2 protein-coding genes are annotated in these 1,034 nt (G+C 46.5%); both read left to right on the top strand.

The genetic code is table 11. From position 1 onward, the window contains the following. Window positions 1–817 (top strand): DNA adenine methylase (locus WMO65_RS26245; RefSeq protein ID WP_349064881.1); only part of this gene is annotated, 817 nt, incomplete at its 5' end. Beyond that, the coding region (locus tag WMO65_RS26250) for a hypothetical protein (protein WP_349064882.1) at window positions 814–1,034 on the top strand (221 nt) is incomplete at its 3' end. The genes WMO65_RS26245 and WMO65_RS26250, both read left to right, overlap by 4 nt.

A 1,034-nucleotide genomic window follows, 5' to 3' on the forward strand; every position in this document is an offset into this window, starting at 1 on the left:
TGATGCCATGAAAGCAATATTAAAATATCCGGGAGCAAAAAATCGTATTGCTGACTGGATTTGTAGTTACATACCTTCGCATGAGGTATATGTGGAGCCTTATGCCGGGAGCCTTGCTGTATTCTTCTCGAAGACTCCAGCCAGAATCGAAACCCTGAATGATCTGGACGGAAATGTCGTAAATTACTTCCGGGTTATCAGAGATAAACATGAAGAACTGGAGAAAGCCCTTAAACAGACACCGTATGCCAGGGATGAATATTACTCAGCATTTGAACAATCGGAAATTATTACAGATGTTGAACGTGCCAGAAGATTTGCAGTCAGGTGTTGGCAGGGATTTGGTTGCAGTAATCTATATCGCAATGGGTTTCGGAGTAGCCAGCAGGCCAACGGCCCGCATACTACGAAGGAGTGGAGAGAAATTCCGGAAAGGATTAAATGGGCCAGCGATAGACTATTGAATGCACAGATAGAAAATCTTCCGGCCGTGGAGCTGTTGAAGAGATACAATACGCCAGATGTATTTGTCTATGCAGACCCACCATATTTGCACGGGACCAGGAAAGACCATCTATACAAACACGAGATGGAGGATGGGGAACACTGCGAATTGCTGGAACTGCTTAAATACCATCCGGGAAAAGTAATGATATCAGGCTATGACAACGACCTGTACAACAATATGCTGACTGGATGGAGGAAAGAAAGCATTGCGGCCCAGGCAGAACGTGGTTTGAAGCGGACAGAAACCATATGGATGAATTACAGCGATAATCAGATGAGTATTTTTGACATGCCGGGGGTGATACTATGACCGGCCAACTTACCATATCGGACTACCTGCAGGCCAGAGACAATGAACGTTTTAAGCATTGCAGCCAGTGTGTCTGCCAGAACTGTCTATACTGGTGGTCAGGTCGATGCCCATTTGGTGGCTGCTATGATGACAACCGGGCAAAGATAGACCCATACGATAAAGCTCACCCAGATAAGCCGCCACGGACTGCCTGGAGCAACTGGGATAAGCCGGG

This window comes from Blautia caccae (assembly GCF_040095955.1).
GTDB lineage: Bacteria > Bacillota > Clostridia > Lachnospirales > Lachnospiraceae > Blautia > Blautia celeris.